Annotated in this window: 15 protein-coding genes; 9 read left to right on the top strand and 6 right to left on the bottom strand. The window is 66.8% G+C overall.

The genetic code is table 11. The features are described from left to right. Positions 1-47: 47 nt before the first annotated feature. Together AC2T4A_RS28430 and AC2T4A_RS28425 are read left to right on the top strand one after the other, a co-directional pair. Positions 48-3,281, top strand: a complete 3,234-nt coding sequence (locus AC2T4A_RS28430) for a hybrid sensor histidine kinase/response regulator (RefSeq protein WP_486742358.1) — start codon at positions 48-50, stop codon at positions 3,279-3,281. Positions 3,282-3,371: 90 nt separating this feature from the next. Further along, positions 3,372-4,022, top strand: coding sequence for a response regulator (locus AC2T4A_RS28425; RefSeq protein ID WP_416744937.1), 651 nt, complete (start codon positions 3,372-3,374; stop codon positions 4,020-4,022). Positions 4,023-4,232: 210 nt separating this feature from the next. On the opposite strand, the gene AC2T4A_RS28420 is transcribed toward AC2T4A_RS28425, so the two are convergent. From AC2T4A_RS28420 to AC2T4A_RS28400, 5 genes are all read right to left on the bottom strand, one after another. Next, positions 4,233-4,952, bottom strand: a complete 720-nt coding sequence (locus AC2T4A_RS28420) for a fimbrial biogenesis chaperone (RefSeq protein WP_486742357.1) — start codon at positions 4,950-4,952, stop codon at positions 4,233-4,235. Next, entirely contained in the window at positions 4,942-6,315 is a 1,374-nt protein-coding gene (locus AC2T4A_RS28415; RefSeq protein WP_486742356.1) for a fimbrial protein, read from the bottom strand. The genes AC2T4A_RS28420 and AC2T4A_RS28415 overlap by 11 nt, the downstream gene beginning before the upstream one ends. Then, positions 6,312-8,903: a fimbria/pilus outer membrane usher protein gene (locus AC2T4A_RS28410; protein ID WP_486742355.1), complete on the bottom strand. Its 2,592-nt coding sequence runs from the start codon at positions 8,901-8,903 to the stop codon at positions 6,312-6,314. Before AC2T4A_RS28410 ends, AC2T4A_RS28415 begins: the two co-directional genes overlap by 4 nt. Further along, positions 8,887-9,639, bottom strand: a complete 753-nt coding sequence (locus AC2T4A_RS28405; protein WP_486742354.1) for a fimbrial biogenesis chaperone — start codon at positions 9,637-9,639, stop codon at positions 8,887-8,889. The genes AC2T4A_RS28410 and AC2T4A_RS28405 overlap by 17 nt, the downstream gene beginning before the upstream one ends. Before the next feature lie 99 nt (positions 9,640-9,738). Continuing rightward, positions 9,739-10,284 carry a fimbrial protein gene (locus AC2T4A_RS28400; protein WP_416744942.1) on the bottom strand — a complete coding sequence of 182 codons (546 nt, stop codon included), beginning with the start codon at positions 10,282-10,284 and terminating at the stop codon, positions 9,739-9,741. A 256-nt stretch (positions 10,285-10,540) separates the two neighbouring features. Here AC2T4A_RS28400 and AC2T4A_RS28395 point away from each other — a divergent pair, with 256 nt between their 5' ends. From AC2T4A_RS28395 to chrA, 7 genes are all read left to right on the top strand, one after another. Next, the gene (locus tag AC2T4A_RS28395) at positions 10,541-10,909 is read left to right on the top strand and encodes a YciI family protein (RefSeq protein WP_486742353.1); all 369 of its coding nucleotides are present in this window, start codon (positions 10,541-10,543) and stop codon (positions 10,907-10,909) included. 40 nt (positions 10,910-10,949) lie between these two features. Beyond that, complete coding sequence (locus AC2T4A_RS28390; RefSeq protein WP_486742352.1) at positions 10,950-11,480, top strand: SRPBCC family protein; 531 nt, start codon at positions 10,950-10,952, stop codon at positions 11,478-11,480. A gap of 29 nt (positions 11,481-11,509) precedes the next feature. Continuing rightward, a complete protein-coding gene (locus tag AC2T4A_RS28385) occupies positions 11,510-11,674 on the top strand; it encodes a hypothetical protein (protein WP_486742351.1) in 165 nt (54 codons plus the stop codon). Positions 11,675-11,706: 32 nt separating this feature from the next. Next, positions 11,707-12,468: a DUF899 domain-containing protein gene (locus AC2T4A_RS28380; protein WP_416744972.1), complete on the top strand. Its 762-nt coding sequence runs from the start codon at positions 11,707-11,709 to the stop codon at positions 12,466-12,468. A 26-nt stretch (positions 12,469-12,494) separates the two neighbouring features. After that, the gene (locus AC2T4A_RS28375; protein WP_478377239.1) at positions 12,495-12,935 is read left to right on the top strand and encodes a YybH family protein; all 441 of its coding nucleotides are present in this window, start codon (positions 12,495-12,497) and stop codon (positions 12,933-12,935) included. A gap of 645 nt (positions 12,936-13,580) precedes the next feature. Continuing rightward, entirely contained in the window at positions 13,581-14,834 is a 1,254-nt protein-coding gene (locus AC2T4A_RS28370) for an RNA polymerase sigma factor (RefSeq protein ID WP_486742350.1), read from the top strand. Between the two features lie 57 nt (positions 14,835-14,891). Then, positions 14,892-16,088, top strand: coding sequence for a chromate efflux transporter (chrA, locus tag AC2T4A_RS28365; RefSeq protein WP_416751532.1), 1,197 nt, complete (start codon positions 14,892-14,894; stop codon positions 16,086-16,088). Here the strand turns inward: chrA and AC2T4A_RS28360 are convergent. Beyond that, entirely contained in the window at positions 16,085-16,858 is a 774-nt protein-coding gene (locus AC2T4A_RS28360; protein WP_486742349.1) for an SDR family NAD(P)-dependent oxidoreductase, read from the bottom strand. The genes chrA and AC2T4A_RS28360 overlap by 4 nt on opposite strands. Positions 16,859-17,035: the final 177 nt, after the last annotated feature.

The following is a 17,035-nucleotide window of genomic DNA, read 5'->3' as shown; positions in this document are numbered from 1 at the left end:
TCCGGCGGGCCCTCCGCCGCCACTTTCCGCGACACCGGATGCTATGCATGAAGGAACATGACCACGGCTCGATTCGTAAACTGGCCAGCACGTCGCTGCGCCTGAACGTCGTGCTGCTGTGCGCCGTTTCCCTCGCCCTGATGCTGGTGGGCGCCTGCTACTGGGCCTTGGGCCGGGTGGTGCAGGAAGAGCGGGACAAGGTGCATTTCCACTTCACCCGGCTGGTGGGGGACATCCACGAGCACGAGGCCTTCCTCAACCGTATCGCCCAGCAGAGTGACGAGTCCACGCAGCGCCAGGACCTGGACGTGATCCCGTTGCAGCGGCGCATGCTGATCCGCGAAAACGGCATGGAGATCCACGAGGGACGCGAGTTCTCCTTCGCCATGTCCTTCACCCTCGCGCAGCAGGTGCGTCAGATCGGCCCGGGGGAGCGGCCCGGCACTTTCTCCTTCGGGGTGATGCTGGCAAATTTCTACAGCAGCTACTGGAGTGCCTCGTCCTTCCCTTCACCGCAGGTGCTGGTGCTCGATCTGCACGGCCCCACCAGCCTCGCGGTGCCCTCGATCGGCAACTTCCGTGGTCAGCGGCCGCTGACCCGGGGCAACTACCTGACGGTGATCGATCGCGTGGGCGAGGCGCTGGAAGAGCGTTCGCCCAAGCGCAGCGACATCCAGGTGCACTGGGCGCAGGCACAGCCTTATACCGGCGGCGTTACCCGCGAGCTGCTGGCCTACGTCAGCCTCGACCTGCCCGATGCGCTGTGGTGGGAATCGGACCTCGATCGCCGTGTCGTTGCCGTGTCGCTGCTGGACCTGGGGCGTATCAACGACATGGAGCAGATTCTCGACCGACCGGTGTTCGACGAGCTGGAGCTGATCTCGCCGGGCGGCCAGGTGCTGATCGATTTTCCCGGCGGCGAGAAGGATTTCCAGGATGGCCTGAACTTCAGCGCCGACGGCCTGGTGTTCAAGGTCCGCAGCGAATTCAACGGGGGCTGGACTGCGCTCTATCGGCTGGGCTACGCCAGCTTCTTCCGCTATGCCAAGTGGCAGTTCATCGGCGGGCTGGCGTTGATCCTCGGCAGCCTGGCCGGGGGCTGGTTCGCCATCCGCTGGTACTCGCGCAGGGTGATCAGGCCGGCGCGCCGCGCGCACCTGGAGATAGTCGAGAGCGACGCGTTCAGCCGCGCGGTGATCCAGACTGCGCCCGTGGCGCTCTGCGTACTGCGCCACGGCAGCCACCAGGTGGTGATGCAGAACCGCCTGGCCGCGCAGTGGCTGGGCGACGGCGAGGCCATCAGCCGTATCAGCCGCGACTGGGACCTCAGCGGAAGAGTCGGCGAGGGCAGTGGCGAGCTGGTCTTCGAAGTGGAAGGACGCGCCCTGCACGCCAGTTTCGCCCCGACCCGCTACCAAGGGGAGAACGTGGTGCTCTGCGCCTTCAATGACATCAGCGCGCACAAGCAGGCGCAGCAGATGCTGGCCGACGCCAAGCTCTCGGCGGATGCCGCCAGCGAGGCGAAATCGGTGTTCCTCGCCACCATGAGTCACGAAATCCGCACACCGCTCTATGGCGTGCTGGGTACTCTGGAACTGCTCGGGCTGACCGAGCTGACCGGCCAGCAACGCGATTATCTCGCCACTATCCAGCGCTCCTCCTCGACTCTGTTGCAGCTGATCAGCGACATCCTCGACGTGTCCAAGATCGAGGCCGGGCAGATGGCCCTGGAGGAGATGGAGTTCAACCCGCTGGAATTGGCCGAGGAGGTGGTTGCCGGGTACGCCGGCGTGGCCGAGGGCAAGGAGCTGCAGCTCTACGCCTGCATCGATGCGAACGTTCCCGGGCTGGTGCGCGGCGATGCCGCGCGCATCCGACAGATTCTCGCCAACCTGCTGAGCAACGCGCTGAAGTTCACCGACATCGGTCGGGTGGTGCTGCGCTTGCGCATCGTCGCCGGCGAGTCGGGCGAGACGGCCCTGCAGTGGCAGGTGACCGATACCGGCATCGGCATGTCCGACGCCCAGCAGCAACGCCTGTTCGAGCCCTTTTACCAGGCCCACGGCCATGAACACACGGTCAGCGGCACCGGCCTGGGCTTGTCGATCTGCGCGCGGCTGAGCCAATTGATGGGCGGACAGCTGCGCGTGGTGAGCGAAACCGGGCTGGGCAGCAGCTTCACCTTCACCCTGGCGCTGCCGGTGCTGGAGCGCGCCCAGCCGCTGGCCGATGGCGGGCCGCTGTTGCCGCAGCCGGTTTACGTGCGGGCGCCGGTGAAGGAGCTGGCGCAGAACCTGGCCGCCTGGGTCGACTGCTGGGGGGGCTCGGCGCTGGTCCAGGAGGAGCTGCCGAGCGATACACCGTCCGGCGCGGTGCTGCTGGACCTGCTCGATACCGGCCACGAGCCACTGTGGAGCGGGCCGCGCGTGCGCGCGCTGGCCGAGGCCAGCGTGCAGCCGCAGGCGTCCAGCCAGGGCTGGGAAGTCAGCCTCTACCACCTTTCCGCCATCGCCCAGGCCTTGCGCCTGGCGCAGCAGGGAGGCAGTGCCGAGGCGCGGCACGCGCCCCGTGTCACTCGCCTGGGCAAGCTCGGCCTGCGGGTGCTGGTGGCCGAGGACAACCCGATCAACCAGGCCCTGCTCAAGGAGCAACTGGAGGAGCTGGGCTGTCGCGTCACGCTCACCAGCAATGGTCGCGAAGCCATGCAGCGTTGGGCGCCCGGCGCTTTTGACGCACTGCTGACCGATGTGAACATGCCGGTGATGAATGGCTACGAGCTGGTCGGCGAGTTGCGCCGCCACGACAGCTGGCTGCCGATCATCGGCGTCACCGCCAATGCGTTGCGCGAGGAGGGCGAGCGTTGCATGGCGGTGGGCATGAACGCCTGGCTGGTCAAGCCGATGAGCCTGCGCACGCTGCATGACGGGCTGCTCAAGGTCTGCGGCCATGCGGCGGCCGAGCCGGCGGAAAGCGAAAAGCAAACCCAGGCGCCAGTACAGGACCGCATTCAGGTCTCGGAGAAGATGCGCGAGCTGTTCCTGCGTACCATGCGTCAGGATATGCAGGGGGTGACTGACGCCCTGCAGGTCAGCGACCTGCCGACCGTCCGTCAGCAGGTGCACCGCCTGCGGGGCGCGCTTGCGGTGGTCCAGGCCCATGGTCTGAGTGATGCCTGCGGTGCGGTGGAGCAAGCGCTGATCGCGCAGCCCGCCGGGCCGGAACTGTCCGCGGCGGTGAACGCGCTGATGGGACGAATCGAGGCGGCCCTGGCCAGCCTCTGAGAGCCTGTCCGGTAACCGGGGCTACTCTGGAATAGTGGTCGTGCCCTGTGGCCGGCCGACGATCGCAAACGTTGGGACACAAGAAAACTCATGGAAAAAGTCAGAGTGGCACTAGCGGACGACCATCCCATCGTCCTGATGGGCGTTCGTGAGGTGATCGAACGGGATGATCGCTTCGAGGTGATCGGCGAGGCGCACAACTCCAGCGAACTGGTGGCCCTGTACCGCGAACAGCGCCCGGCCATCGTTATCACCGACTACAACATGCCGGGCGACCAGACCTATGGCGACGGCATCAAGCTGATCGAGTTCCTCCTGCGCAACTTCCCTGACACGCGCATCCTGATCCTCACCATGCTGTCCAACCCGCTGATCCTTTCCAGCCTGTACGACCTGGGCGTGTCGGGGGTGATCCTGAAGAATGGTGACCTCAACGAGATCCTGGTGGCGCTCAAGGCGCTGTCGCAAGATCGCATCTACCGCGGACCGGGCATGCAGTCCTCGAGCAGCGTGCTGGCCAGCGGGGACGATGTGGAAGGGCGCATCGCCAGTCTGTCGGTAAAGGAATACGAAGTGCTGCGACACTTCGTTTCGGGGATGAGCGTGCGTGACATCGCGCTGCTGCTGAACCGCAGCGTGAAGACGGTGAGTGCGCAGAAAATCTCCGCCATGCGCAAGCTGGACGTGGATACCGACCAGGCACTGCTGACGTTCTGCGTGATGGCCAATCTGTTCCAGTAAGCCGGGCCCAGGATGCGCCTGTAGGAGCGAGCTTGCTCGCGAACTGCCCCGATGCTGAAGTCCATGGTAGGCCAACTGTCCTCTTCCTGAGGCTCCGCTCCTGCCAGATCAAGAGCCCCTCACCCTAACCCTCTCCCGCAAGCGGGAGAGGGGACTGTTCGGTGCAGAAACAAACGATGGCGCCAGCCGGCACGGACGGGTGCCTCTCTCTCAGCGCAGCTCGGCCTCGCCCTGCTGGCTGTTCCCGCCATCGTCGATCCACAGGTAGCGCACCTCCCCAGCACCTGCCGGCAAGGCCTGTTTGGGCTCCAGCACGCGCTGCGAAAATGGCGGCAACAGGTCGGCCGGCAGCGGCGAACCGCTGTTGCCCTGGCGTACTTCGGCGCCGGCCAGGGTAATGAAGTAGGCGGTGGGGTTTTCCACCTGCACAGCCTGGCCGGCCCTGCGGAAGACCAGTTTGCCTGGAGCTTCCTCGGCCTCTTTCATCAGGGCGCGCGGCCGATAGATGACCTTCATCTGGGTGCGCAGGGTGACGGTCAGGCGCGACTGCCCTTCGGCCAAGGGCTCGTTGGATTGCGGCGGAATCTCGTAGAGGTTGAGCCAGTACAGCGACTCACGGTCCGTGGGGAGTTTTTCCCCGGTATGCAGCAGGCGCAGGCTGCGCTGCTGGCCGGGGTTCAGGCGGAATACCGGGGGCAGAGGCATGATCGGCGCCTGCGCGGTCTGTGGCGCGGCGTCGAGGTCGCCGTTGTCGATCCAGGCCTGCACGATGACCGGGTAGCTGTTCTGGTTCACCAGTGCCAGCGAAGCCTCGTGCTGGCCTGCGTCGAAGATCACCCGTGTACGTTCGGCGGTGACGCCGGCCTGCACCTGTGCGCTGGCGAATAGTCCCAGGCCGAGCAGGAGTCCCAGCAGCCGTTTACTGCACACGGATCACCACCTGCGCGGTGGCTTCCACGCGGCCAGGGGTGACGGTGGGCATGCTGCCGAGGCTGAGCTTTTCCAGGCGGGCGCGGAACGTCTCGCTGTACTGGGAGATACCGCCCACTTCACCGGTCTTGTTCGAGGCGCTACCGATGACCGGGTACCAGCCACGCGCTTCGGCGTTGCTGCCGTTGGCGGAGTCCTCGTTGGCCAGCAGGTTCATCGTGCTGCCGTTGCGCAGCAGGCGGATGCCGACGCCCTGGGCCATGCCCGGTTCGCCGTAGCGGTCGGAGACCAGGTAGGACAGTCCGCCGCTGGCATTGACCAACCCGAGCCCGGAGGAGGCGGCCAGCGCGCCGGCGGAGACCTTGATGCCCAGTGCGGTGCCACTGGTGCCGGATTGGCTGGTGCTGGGGGTGGTGCTGCTGAGCACGCCGCTCTGGCATTTGAAGTCGACCTGGAAGGGCATCTCGCGGTTGGCCCCGGCGTTGATCTCGCCGATGGAGATCGACGGGAACACCACGTGCGGCGTGACATTGGTGACCGCGCAGGTCGGGTAGCGCTTGAGTGTCACGTCGCCGTACAGGCCGATGGCGCCCGGCCAGTTGTAATGCCAGCCGCTGTAGTTGGCGTAGTGGCTCTGGCCGACGGTGGGGTAGTTCAGACCCGGCCCCTTGATGGCGATGTAGCCGGCGGGCTGGGTGCGGCCATACAGCTGCGACTTCGTATTGGGCGAATAACCCTGGGTGGTCTCCAGCGGCGCCCTGAAGAGTTCGGCGCGCACTGCGCTGAGGTTCTTCGCCTTGACCAGCTGGAAACCGCGCGAGTCGATGTCCAGCCCGCTGAGCTGACGCTCGCGCCAGACGTCGGTGAAGTACTGGCCGGTTTCCACGTGGGTCAGGCGCAGCAGCACATTGGGCCAGGCGGTGCGGTAGGCGGACTGCAGGCCGATGGAGTTGCCCACGCTGTCGCCGCCCTGGTACCAGCCGCTGTAGAGGTCGTCGGCGTTGGTGGAGAACATCTCGTAGACCGCGTCTCCCGGTGCGCAGCGGAAAAACACGCGCTCGGCGTCGTAGCCGGCGGAGTTGCCGTACTGGGTGATGGGTGACACGGCGCTGGCGATCAGGCTGCCGTCGGGCTGGAAACTGGCATCGCTGACGTTGATCACGCTGGGCAGGCCGAGTGAGCCATTGCAGGTGTCGCAAGCGCCATCGCCGGGCCAGGCCCCGGCCACACCCTCGCCAGGGCGGATCGAGGTGTTGGAGGTGGTGGTGGCGCTGCCGACGGCGATCACCTTGTAGCAAGTGGCCCAGGCCGTCGGCGCGAGCAGCAGGGCGAGCAGCGGCAGGCTGCGCAGGATAGTGGTCATGGTACCTCCGGAAGGCAGGTGGCCTGCAGGCGCACCAGTACCTGATCCAGGTCGGTGCCCTTGAGGTCATAGGGAAGCTGGCAGGCGTCTTCCTTGCGCTCGCCCCACTGCACGCGCAGTCGGCCCTTCTCTCCTTCGGCGCGGGCATAGACCTGCCCGCCCTGGCCGACCATGCCGATGTTCACGCCATTGCCGTCGAGCACGTCGGCGCCCAGCGGCAGCGGCTGGCCATCGGGCAGCTTGGCCTGGATCAGCAGGGGGTGGCCGGTGAGGGTCTTGAACTCGACGCGCACGGCGGCGCCGGCGTAGGGCGCGATCTTGCGTTCGGTTTCCACCAGCTCGGCGTTTTCGTCGATGCCTTGCGGGTCGAGGCTGATGGGGTTGTAGCGGTAGGGCGAGAGCGACGGCACCACGGCATAGCCGTTGCTGTCCACCCGTGCACCCTGGCCGCCGCGCACACCCGCGCCGCTGGCGCCCTTGGCTTCCACCAGGGCGAAGGTGTCGCCGACGTAGGGCCCGAGGGTCAGGCCGCCGCTGTGCAGCACCGCCGCGCCGCGCAGGCCGCCGTTGACCTGGCGGTAGCTGGAGCTTTCGGCGTAGCCGGCGTTGAGCGTGGCCACCGAGGTCTGCTGCTGCACGCTGCCGTTGAAGTCGGTGCCCTGGCCTTCGCTATCGCGCCCGGCGGAGAGGGCGTAGCTCAGGGTACGGTCCTCGCCCAGGGTGCCGTTGAGGCCGGTCTGATAGGTGCTGCCGCTGCTGTCACCGGAGCGTCGCGAGGCCATGGCACTGAGGTTCGGCGCGCGGCTGCTGGAGCCCAGCGGCATGGAAAGGCTCAATGTCAGGGTGTTGTTGCGGTTGCTGCCGTGTTGCAGGTTGTACTGCGGCGGCTGCGACGGGTCGTAGTCGTCGTTCACGTCGCGGTACCAGGTGGTCTGCTGGCGCGAGTAGGAAAGGTTGTAGCTCAGTTGGCGCCAGGTATTGGAGTAGCCGAGCTGCAACTGGGTGTCGTGGCTCTTGCCGTCGTAGTAGTCGGCGGTGGATCCGGACAGGTAGAGGTTGCCGTACTGCCCCAGGCCCTGGTTGACCAGCAGGGTGAACTGGTTGCGCTGCTTGTAGCTGCTCGAATCCCAGGTGTCGCCGTGGTCGCTGGCATCGCGGGCGGAGAGTGCATCGCCGAGGTCGCGATAACCTTCGGTGGAGTAGCGGTAGCCGGCCAGGGTCAGGGTGGTCTGGGTTGGCTGGAAGGTCCGGCTGTAGTTCAGTCCGACGCGCCAACCCTGCTTGCGCTGGTTGTTTTCCACGGTGGCGCTGGAGAAGGTGGTGTTCATGCCGAACGCGCCGTAGGGCGTGGCCAGCACGCCGCCGCCGAGCACGGCCAGGTAGTCCTCGGCGACGCGCGCGCCGAGGTTGGCGGTGAGGGCGTTGGTCAGGCCGCGCTGGTAGGTCAGGTCGCCGAACAGGTCGTTGCCGTCGCTGTACTGGCGCGCCTGGCCGACCGTGGCGCTGTAGCGCGACAGGCCGGGGCGCATGGACTCGGGCACGGCGGAGAAGGGCACGGAGAAGCGCGAGACGCTGCCGTCGGCCTCGATTACCTGCACGTCCAGGTCGCCGTCGTAAGCAGTGCCGTAGAGGTCGTCGATGACGAAGGGGCCGGGCGCCACGGTGGTTTCATGGATCTTCCGGCCGTTCTGGCTGATCACCACCCGCGCATTGGTGTTCGCGGTACCGCGCACCTGCGGCGCGTACTGGCGTTGCGAGTCCGGCAGCATGCGGTCGTCGGTGGCCACGCGCACGCCGCGGTAGCCCATGCTGCCGAACAGATTGCCCTCGGTGTAGCTGTCGCCCAGGGTCAGTTCGCTGCGTATTCCCGGCAGTGCGCGCTGGGCGTAGGTGCGGATGCTGTTCCAGTCGCTGCGGGTGTTCCCCGCGTAGCTGGAATAGGTGTAGTTGGACTGGTGACGCAGGCGCCACAGGCCGAGGTTCACGCCGCCGTTCAGGCCGAGGTAGCCGTAGTTCGAGTCACCGCCGCTGCCGGAGCCTTCGAAGCTCGAACGGTAGAGGTTGGCGTCGTAGTTGACGAAGCCCATGGTGCTGCCAGCGTCCCACTCATCCGGGCTGACATAGCCGCGTGGCTTGATGTCGAGCAGCGCCTGAGGCACCGAGAGGTCCAGGCGCAGGCGCGCCGTGTCGAGATTCCAGGTCGATTCGGGCAGGCGCTCGCTGAGCCAGTGACAGATGCCCTGGTCGTCCTTGCCGGCCTTCGGGTCGGGGCGCGCGCCCAGGCTCTGGCGTAGGAAGCGCTCGCTGAAGCAGGGCTCGGCGCGTTCGCCGTGCTGGCGCATTTCCACTTCGGCGCGGGTGGCGTACTGGCCGTTGAGGTAGAGATCGACGTGATAGGTGCCAGGGTCCACCTGGTCGGCGCGGTTGAAGCGCTCCAGGCTGCCGCCGGCCAGTCCCGATCCCATCAGCAGGCTGTCGTCGAAGCGGTAGTCCGCATCGCCCTGGGCCAGGCCCGCGACCACCATGGCGAGGGTTCCGAGGGCGAAGGGCAGCAGCGGTCCATGGCTGAAATCAACGCGGCAGGTCATGGCGAAGTTCCACTCTTGCGCCGTAGTCGTTGATCAGCAGGGCGGACAGTCGCACAGGTCCGGCGGGCAGTGCCGAAGGCTTTTCAGCCTGCCATTGGGCCTGGCCCATGGGCGCGATCATGCCTGGCTGCAGCTTCCATTGACGCTCGCCAACGCTGAGCGTCGCGCCGCCGAAGGAGGCGTGGTAGCCGGTCGGGTTCTCCACCTTCACGCTCCAGCCGCTGCCGCTCTGCACGAGAGAGAAGCGCAGCTTCTCGGGCAGCTGCTCCGGGCTGCCGGCAATGGCAGCCGGGCGGTAGAACAGCTTCAGGCGGTTGCGCAGCATCAGCAGCATCTGGTTCTGGTCGGCCTTGGCGGCATTGCGCGGTGGAATCTGCAGCACGTTGAGGTGGAACAGCGACTCGCGGTCCTGGGGCAGCCCGGAGCCGGTGTAGAGGATGCGCAGGGTCTGGCCGCTGCCGGGCGCCATGCGCGACACCGAAGGGTTCACCACGAAGGGGGCCTTGGCGGTATCCGGCGCGGAGGCGGGATCGTTGACGTCGATCCATGCCTGGATGACGTTGGGGAAGCCATCCTTGTTGGTCAGCTGCACGGTCTTTTCCCGGGCGTCGCCGGGGTAGATGACACGGGTGCCGGTGATCACCACGCTGGCCTGGGCGAGCGTGGCGGTGAAGGATGCCAGCAGGGCGAGCGCGAGCGTCGCCGCGCGAAGCGGGCGCAGTGGGAGGGCGTTCATCCGGTTCACCTGTCTTGCCGGGTCGTTCGGCGTGCGATCACCCCTGAACGACGCGGCGCAATGCGGGGAGGCGGCACCGGGGGGCGGTGCCGCGGGGTATCACTCGTAGCGCAGGGTGTAGGTCACCGAGCCAAGAACCGGACCGGGGGTCACGGTGGTGGCTTCGGAGATGTACTGCACCGCGTAGTCGTAGCTGGCGCTGGTTTCACCGTCGGCGAGGACGATGTCACCGGCGGCCACGGCCGCGCCGCCCGCCAGGTTCACCGGGTTGCCGGCCGGGCCGTCGAGCAGCTGCAGGGCCACACCGGTGGCGCCGCTGGTGGCGGTGTTGGTCAGGTTGCCCGAGGCAGTGGCGTTGGTGGCCTGGAACAGGGTGGTGAAATGCTCGTCGGCACCGCTGGGCGCGGCGCAACCGGTCAGCTGCAGGGTGAAGCTGGTCTCGCCGGTGGTCTGGCCGACGCTGCCGTTCAGGGCGCTGACCGGGACGCTGTCGAGGATCACGGTCGGGTCGGTGTTGCCATCGACCACGGCCGAGCAGGTCTGGTCGGTCACTTCACCACTGAAGTTGATGGTGTTGGCGGCGAAGGCAAGTCCCGGCACAGCGAAGGTCGCTGCGACAGCCAGGGCGGTTGCGTGAAGTTTCATTCTCTTGAGCTCCATGGTCAGGGTTTTTTCCCACGGCCATCTTCTCTTCTGAATGCGCGGAACTCTCTGAGACGAATCTGAAAGCGCAGGTGCGCCGCTGACGAACGGCGAAAATGACTGTTGCAGAGCGATTCGCCGCGGCTGTCCGAGGGACTGCCGGAGCCTGCGGGGAAAAAATCTTCACCCGGCTGTCGATTCCTGCCCGCGCGCTTCGACTATGAGGTAACTGCAAGCACAGCGCGCGCCGGAGACGACCATGAAGTACCTCTGCCTGATCTACGTGGATGACCAGCGGCTCTCCAGCCTGTCGGATGGGGAGTATTGCCGTCTGATGGACGAGTGCTTCGCCAACGACGAACACCAGCGCCGCGCCGGCCGGGTGCTCGCCTCGGAGGCGCTGGAAACGGTGGAGACCGCCACGACGCTGCGCCATGGCGCGGCGGGGCTGTCGATCACCGACGGGCCGTTTGCCGAGACCCGCGAATACCTGGGCGGCTTCGTGCTGATCGACGCCCGCGACCTCAACGAGGCGCTGCAGATCGCCGAGCGTATTCCCAGCGGCCGCCTGGGCGCGGTGGAAGTCCGCCCGGTGCGCGACTGGGACCGTTACTTCGCCGGGCGTTGAGCCGCGGCGATTCATGTGAAAGCGACATCAGGAGGATGGAATGCTCAAGTGGATTGCGTTGGTTGTAGTCGTGGCCGTGGTGGTGATCCTGGTGCTGGCGGCGAATCGTCCGGGCACCTTCCGCGTGGAGCGCTCCCTGCGCATCCAGGCGCCGCCGGAGAAGGTCCAGGGCTACATCGAGGACTTCCATCAGTGGCAGCAGTGGTCGCCCTTCGAGGCCCTCGACCCGGGCATGCAGCGCAGCTTTTCCGGCAACGAGAAAGGTCGCGGTGCGGTGTATGCCTGGTCAGGCAATGGCAAGGCGGGCGCCGGGCGGATGGAAATCGTCGAGAACGACCCCGGCAGCCGCACCACCATCGCCCTGGATTTCCTCAAGCCGTTCAAGGCCAGCAACACCGCCGAATTCACCCTGGTGCCGCGTGACGGCGGCACCGAAGTGACCTGGGCGATGTTCGGCCCGGTGCCCTTCGTGGCGAAGATCATGCACCTGTTCATCGACGTGGACCGCATGGTCGGCAAGGACTTCGAGGCGGGCCTGGCCAACCTCAAGGTGCTGGCCGAGAAGGGCTGATGCAAGCCGCAACCTGAAGGAGGCGAGCCGTGTGCCCTCTGTGTGTATCGACCCTGACGCTGGCCGTGACCAGCGTTCTTTCCGCCGGCGGCATCAGCGCCTTTGCCGTCACCCGCCTGCGCGGCAAGCGCCGCGTCCGGTCCCACGAGCAGCGGGAGCTTTCCCCGGAGCGTCCCCAGGAGCGTGCGATATGAAACTGGCTAACCAGCGTTCTGCTTTTCCAGAGATGCCTCGCGTGGTCTCCCCGGCCGCCTGGCGGCAGGCGCGCATTCGCCTGCTGGAGCAGGAAAAGGCCGCCACCCACGCCCGCGACGCGCTCAGCGCCCAACGCCGCGAACTGCCGGTGGTGCGCATCGACAAGGACTATCGCTTCGAAGGTCCGCACGGTCCGCTGCGTCTGCTCGATCTGTTCGAAGGGCGGCCGCAGCTGATCGTCTACCACTTCATGTTCCACCGCGACACCGGGCTGGGCTGCGAAGGCTGCTCCTTCCTTATCGACAACATCGGTCGGCTGGAGCACCTGCATGCCCGTGGCACCACCTTCGCCATGGTCTCCCGCGCGCCGCTGGAGGAGATCGCGCCGTTCCGCGCCCGCATGGGCTGGCAGTTCCCCTGGTACTCGTCGCTGGGCAGCGACTTCAACTATGACTTCCACGTCAGCGTCGACGAATCGGTCGCCCCGGTGGAATACAACTATCGTGACAAGGCGGAGCTGGAGCGCCTCGGCCAGGACTACCACGTACGCGGCGAGCAGCCGGGCATGAGCGTGTTCCTGCGCGACGGCGACCAGGTCTTCCACAGCTACTCGACCTACGGTCGCGGGCTGGAGGCGCCGTTGTTCACCTACCACCTGCTCGACCTCACCCCGCTGGGGCGCGGCGAAGGCTGGGGTGGCATGCCCGACTACCAGGGCAAGGGGATGAACTGGACGCGCTTCCACGACGACTACGACCAAGCCGCGCCGCCGCACAGCTGCTGCGGTTCCTGATCCGTCATCAGAACGAGGAGAACCCCATGACTGCCGCTGAAAAGAACGCCGCCCACGCCGAGCTTCACGCGCTGCTGGAGAGCTGGCTGAAATCCGTCCGTGCCTCGGATGTGGAGGGCGTCATCCGCCACTACACCCGCGACATCCTCGCCTTCGATGCGGTGAAGCAACTGCAATTCCAGGGCGTCGAGGCCTACGCCAGCCATTGGCGCGACTGTACGCAGATGTGCAAGGAGCCCACCTTCGAGATGCACCAGCTGAGCTTCGAGGGTGGCGGCGAGAGCGCCTTCGGGCACTACCTCGCCCACTGTGGCGGCATCGACGAAAAGGGCCAGTACAATGCCTCCTGGGTGCGCGTCACGGTCGGCCTGCGACGCGAAGCGGGCCAGTGGAAGATCGCCCACGAGCACTTCTCCCTTCCCTTCGATCCAGCGACGGGACAGTTGCTATTCGACGCCAAACCCTGACCTGAACTGTAGGAACGAGCTCGCTCGCGAACCGCTTGATGCCGTGGGTACCCGGCGAGATTCGCGAGCAAGCTCGCTCCTACGAAGAGCCGCTCATGCTGCGGCTCGGCGAAGAGGGGGCATTGTTCACTGCCAAGCCTTGAACTGTACCTGTAGGAGCGAGCTCGCTCGCGAACCGCTTGATGCCGTGGGTGCCCGGCGAGGTTCGCGAGCAAGCTCGCTCCTACGAAGAGCCGCTCATGCTGCGGCCCGGCGAAGAGCGCCCGTTGTCACTGCCAAGCCTTGAACTGTACCTGTAGGAGCGAGCTCGCTCGCGAACCGCTTGATGCCGTGGGTGCCCGGCGAGGTTCGCGAGCAAGCTCGCTCCTACGAAGAGCCGCTCATGCTGCGGCCGGCGAAGAGGGGGCGTTGTTCACTGCCAAGCCTTGAACTGTACCTGTAGGAGCGAGCTCGCTCGCGAACCGCCTGATGCCGCGGGTACCCGGCGAGGTTCGCGAGCAAGCTCGCTCCTACAGCAATCCCTTGGCCTCGGCGTAACGAAACAACCCGCAACGATCTCCCCGACGCACCCGTCCGGTCATCTCCCCGCCTGACGAGAATCCGTGCAGGATAGGCAGACCTTCCACGCCAAGGACACCGGCCCGCATGCACGAGTACGTTACCCAGCCCCTGCGCGATGTGGTGGACGACATCTACCGCCGCGAATCGCGCCGGGTGCTGGCCACGCTGATCCGCCTGCTGGGCGACTTCGATCTCGCCGAGGAGGCGCTGCACGAAGCCTTCGTCGCCGCCGTGGACCAGTGGCGACGCGACGGCGTGCCGGCCAACCCGCGTGCCTGGCTGGTGTCCGCCGGGCGCTTCAAGGCCATTGACGGCCTGCGCCGGCGTTCGCGTTTCGACGCCTCCCTGACGCAGATCGCCGAGCAACTGGAGATCGACGCGCAATCAGTGGAGGAACTGGCCGACGAAAGCGTCGAGGACGACCGCCTGCGGCTGATCTTTACCTGCTGCCACCCGGCGCTGCCGGCGGACTCGCAGGTGCCGCTGACCCTGCGCGAAGTCTGCGACCTGAAGACCGAGGAAATCGCCCGCGCCTACCTCGCCGCGCCCCCGACCATCGCCCAGCGCATCGTCCGCGCCAAGGCGAAGATCCGCGACGCGCAGATTCCCTACCAGGTGCCCGAAGCGGCCGAATTGCCCGAGCGCCTGGCCAGCGTGCTGCGGGTCATCTACCTGGTGTTCAACGAAGGCTATTCGGCTTCGGCCGGCGACTCGCTGACCCGCACCGACCTCTCCGCCGAAGCCATCCGCCTGGGCCGGCAGTTGCTGGAGTTGCTTCCCGAAGCCGAAGTGATGGGCCTGCTCGCGCTGATGCTGCTGCACGAATCCCGGCGCGAGTCGCGCACCGCAGAAGACGGCGAACTGGTCCTGCTGGAAAACCAGGACCGTGCGCGCTGGAACCGTGCTCTGATCGACGAGGGCCAGCAACTGATCACCGCTGCGCTCGCTACCCGCCGTATCGGCCCCTATACCCTGCAGGCGGCCATCTCCGCCGTGCACGCCGCCGCGCCGGATATGGCCAGCACTGACTGGGCGGAGATCGTCGGGCTCTATGACCTCCTGCTGGCCATGCAGCCTTCGCCGGTGATCGAACTCAACCGCGCCGTGGCCCTGGCCATGCGCGATGGACCGGAAGCCGGGCTGGCGCAGGTGGACGCCATCCTCGCCCGGGGCGAACTGCGCGACTACCACCTGGCCCATGCCGCCCGCGCCGATTTCTACCGTCGACTGGAGCGCCGCACGGAGGCGCGTGCCGCTTACGAGCGTGCCCTGGAGCTGGCGACACTGGAGCCGGAGCGGCGCTTCCTGGAGCAGAGGATTCGCGAACTCGACCGTTGAGTTGCAGTGAAATATCAAACTGCCACACTGTTCGACCGACCTGCCCGACCACACCCCATGACCGAACCGACGCCGCGCGATTCCCTCTGGACTGTCTTCCTGATCTTCCTGCGCCTGGGCCTGACCTCCTTCGGCGGGCCGGTGGCGCACCTGGGCTATTTCCGCGAGGAATTCGTCAGTCGGCGGCGCTGGCTGGATGAAGCGCACTACGCCGATCTGATCGCCCTCTGTCAGTTCCTTCCCGGCCCTGCCAGCAGCCAGCTGGGCATGGCGCTGGGCGCCCTGCGCGCGGGGCAGTGGGGCGCGCTGGTCGCATGGATCGGGTTCACCCTGCCCTCGGCAGGGCTGATGTGGCTGGTCGCCCTGGGGCTCTCACGGCATGGCCAATGGCTACCTGCCGGCGCGCTGCATGGGCTGATGCTGGTCTCGGTCGCCGTGGTGGCCCACGCCGTGTGGGGCATGGCCAAGTCGCTGTGCCCGGACTGGCAGCGCCAGGGGCTGATGATCCTGGTGACCGCCGTGGCGTTGCGGTGGCCTGGCATGGCTGTGCAGTTGCTGGTGATCCTCGCGGCTGCGCTGATGGGCATGGGCGGGCTGCGGCCATCCGCTGCGAGCGATTCGGTGAGCCCGGGTCAGTCGACGTCCCGTCGTCGGGGCGGCTTCTACCTGCTGCTGTTCTTCGCGCTGCTGGCGCTGCTGCCCGTGCTGGCGGCTGCGTGGCATGTGCCCTGGCTTGCGCAGTTCGACGCCTTCTACCGTGTCGGCAGCCTAGTCTTCGGTGGCGGGCATGTGGTGCTGCCGCTGTTGCAGAGCGCGGTAGTCAATCCTGGCTGGGTCGATGCACAGACCTTCCTCGCAGGCTACGGCGCGGCGCAGGCGTTGCCGGGGCCGCTGTTCACGTTCGCCGCTTTCCTCGGTGCTGCCATCGCTGAACCGGGCGGCGTGGCAGGTGCGCTGCTTTGCCTGGTGGCGATCTTCCTGCCGTCGTTCCTGCTGGTGCTCGGCGCCTTGCCGTTCTGGGAGAGCCTGCGCCGCCAGCGTCGTCTGCGCGCGGCGCTGGCCGGGGTGAACGCCGCCGTGGTCGGTCTGTTGCTGGCGGCGCTGATCCATCCCATCGGCAGTGAGACCATCGTTGGTCTGCTCGACATCTCCCTGGTCGCGCTGGCCTTTCTGGTGCTGCTCAGTGGCCGCCTGCCCCCCTGGACGCTGGTGCTGCTGGGTGCGTTGGGTGGGGCCCTGGTCGATTCGTTCTAGAGGCTGCTCACCAGGTGGCCGCCGTCCACGGCCAGCACGGCGCCGGTCATGAAGGCGCCGGCATCGCTGGCCAGCAGCAGGAAGGGGCCTTCCAGCTCCTGCAACTGGCCGAGGCGGCGCATCGGTACCGTGTCGCGGATGTAGGCCTGGCCCTTGTCGCTGTCGAAGTAGGCGTCGTTCATTTCAGTCTTGAAGTAGCCGGGCGCGATGGCGTTGACCCTTATGTTGAAGCGCGCCAGTTCCAGCGCCAGGGATTTGCTCAGCTGCACCACGCCGGCCTTGGCCGCGCAGTAATGGCTGTAGCCGCCGCCCACGCGCAGGCCGAGGATCGAGGCAATGTTGACGATGCTGCCGCCGCATCCTGCCTTGGCCAGGCGCTGCGCTGCGCATTGGGCGACGCGCCAGACCCCGTCGAGATTGGTGGACAGCATGGCGCGCCAGTCTTCCTCGCTGACCTCCAGCGCGCGCTGGCCGTTGCCAATGCCGGCGTTATTGAGCACCACGTCGACCACGCCGAACTGTGCCTCGGCGCTGTCGAAGGCGGCCTCGACGCTGGCGCGGTCGGTCACATCCAGCGCCACGGCATGGGCTTCGCCGCCCGCGGCGCGGATGGCCTCAGCCAGCTGCGCCAGGCGCTCGGTGCGACGTGCCGCCAACACCACGCGGGCACCCGCACGGGCGGCTACATGCGCCAGGTGCGCACCGATGCCACTGGAGGCGCCGGTGATCAGGACGGTCTTGCCGGCCAGGGAGAAGAGGTCGTCGCTCATGGCTGTTCCTTCGTTGATCAAGCGGAATCGCTGACCGCCAAGGTTAGCCCGCGCAGCCCTCAAGGGCGTGCAGGGCGCGCCATTCGCAGCGCGAATGACGAGCTGCGCTTTTTTATCGAGCTGCGCTTTCTCATGTAGGAGCGAGCTTGCTCGCGAACCGCCCAATGCCGGAGCAAG

This window comes from Pseudomonas sp. PVC-3-1, from assembly GCF_057444315.1.
This window is presented reverse-complemented; position numbering and strand designations above follow the sequence as displayed.

Coding starts and splice junctions, on each gene's coding strand:
- AC2T4A_RS28430 (WP_486742358.1), top strand. CDS start 48: ATGAAGGAACATGACCACGGCTCGATTCGTAAACTGGCCAGCACGTCG.
- AC2T4A_RS28425 (WP_416744937.1), top strand. CDS start 3,372: ATGGAAAAAGTCAGAGTGGCACTAGCGGACGACCATCCCATCGTCCTG.
- AC2T4A_RS28415 (WP_486742356.1), bottom strand. CDS start 6,315: ATGACCACTATCCTGCGCAGCCTGCCGCTGCTCGCCCTGCTGCTCGCG.
- AC2T4A_RS28410 (WP_486742355.1), bottom strand. CDS start 8,903: ATGACCTGCCGCGTTGATTTCAGCCATGGACCGCTGCTGCCCTTCGCC.
- AC2T4A_RS28405 (WP_486742354.1), bottom strand. CDS start 9,639: ATGAACGCCCTCCCACTGCGCCCGCTTCGCGCGGCGACGCTCGCGCTC.
- AC2T4A_RS28400 (WP_416744942.1), bottom strand. CDS start 10,284: ATGAAACTTCACGCAACCGCCCTGGCTGTCGCAGCGACCTTCGCTGTG.
- AC2T4A_RS28395 (WP_486742353.1), top strand. CDS start 10,541: ATGAAGTACCTCTGCCTGATCTACGTGGATGACCAGCGGCTCTCCAGC.
- AC2T4A_RS28390 (WP_486742352.1), top strand. CDS start 10,950: ATGCTCAAGTGGATTGCGTTGGTTGTAGTCGTGGCCGTGGTGGTGATC.
- AC2T4A_RS28380 (WP_416744972.1), top strand. CDS start 11,707: ATGCCTCGCGTGGTCTCCCCGGCCGCCTGGCGGCAGGCGCGCATTCGC.
- AC2T4A_RS28375 (WP_478377239.1), top strand. CDS start 12,495: ATGACTGCCGCTGAAAAGAACGCCGCCCACGCCGAGCTTCACGCGCTG.
- AC2T4A_RS28370 (WP_486742350.1), top strand. CDS start 13,581: ATGCACGAGTACGTTACCCAGCCCCTGCGCGATGTGGTGGACGACATC.
- chrA (WP_416751532.1), top strand. CDS start 14,892: ATGACCGAACCGACGCCGCGCGATTCCCTCTGGACTGTCTTCCTGATC.
- AC2T4A_RS28360 (WP_486742349.1), bottom strand. CDS start 16,858: ATGAGCGACGACCTCTTCTCCCTGGCCGGCAAGACCGTCCTGATCACC.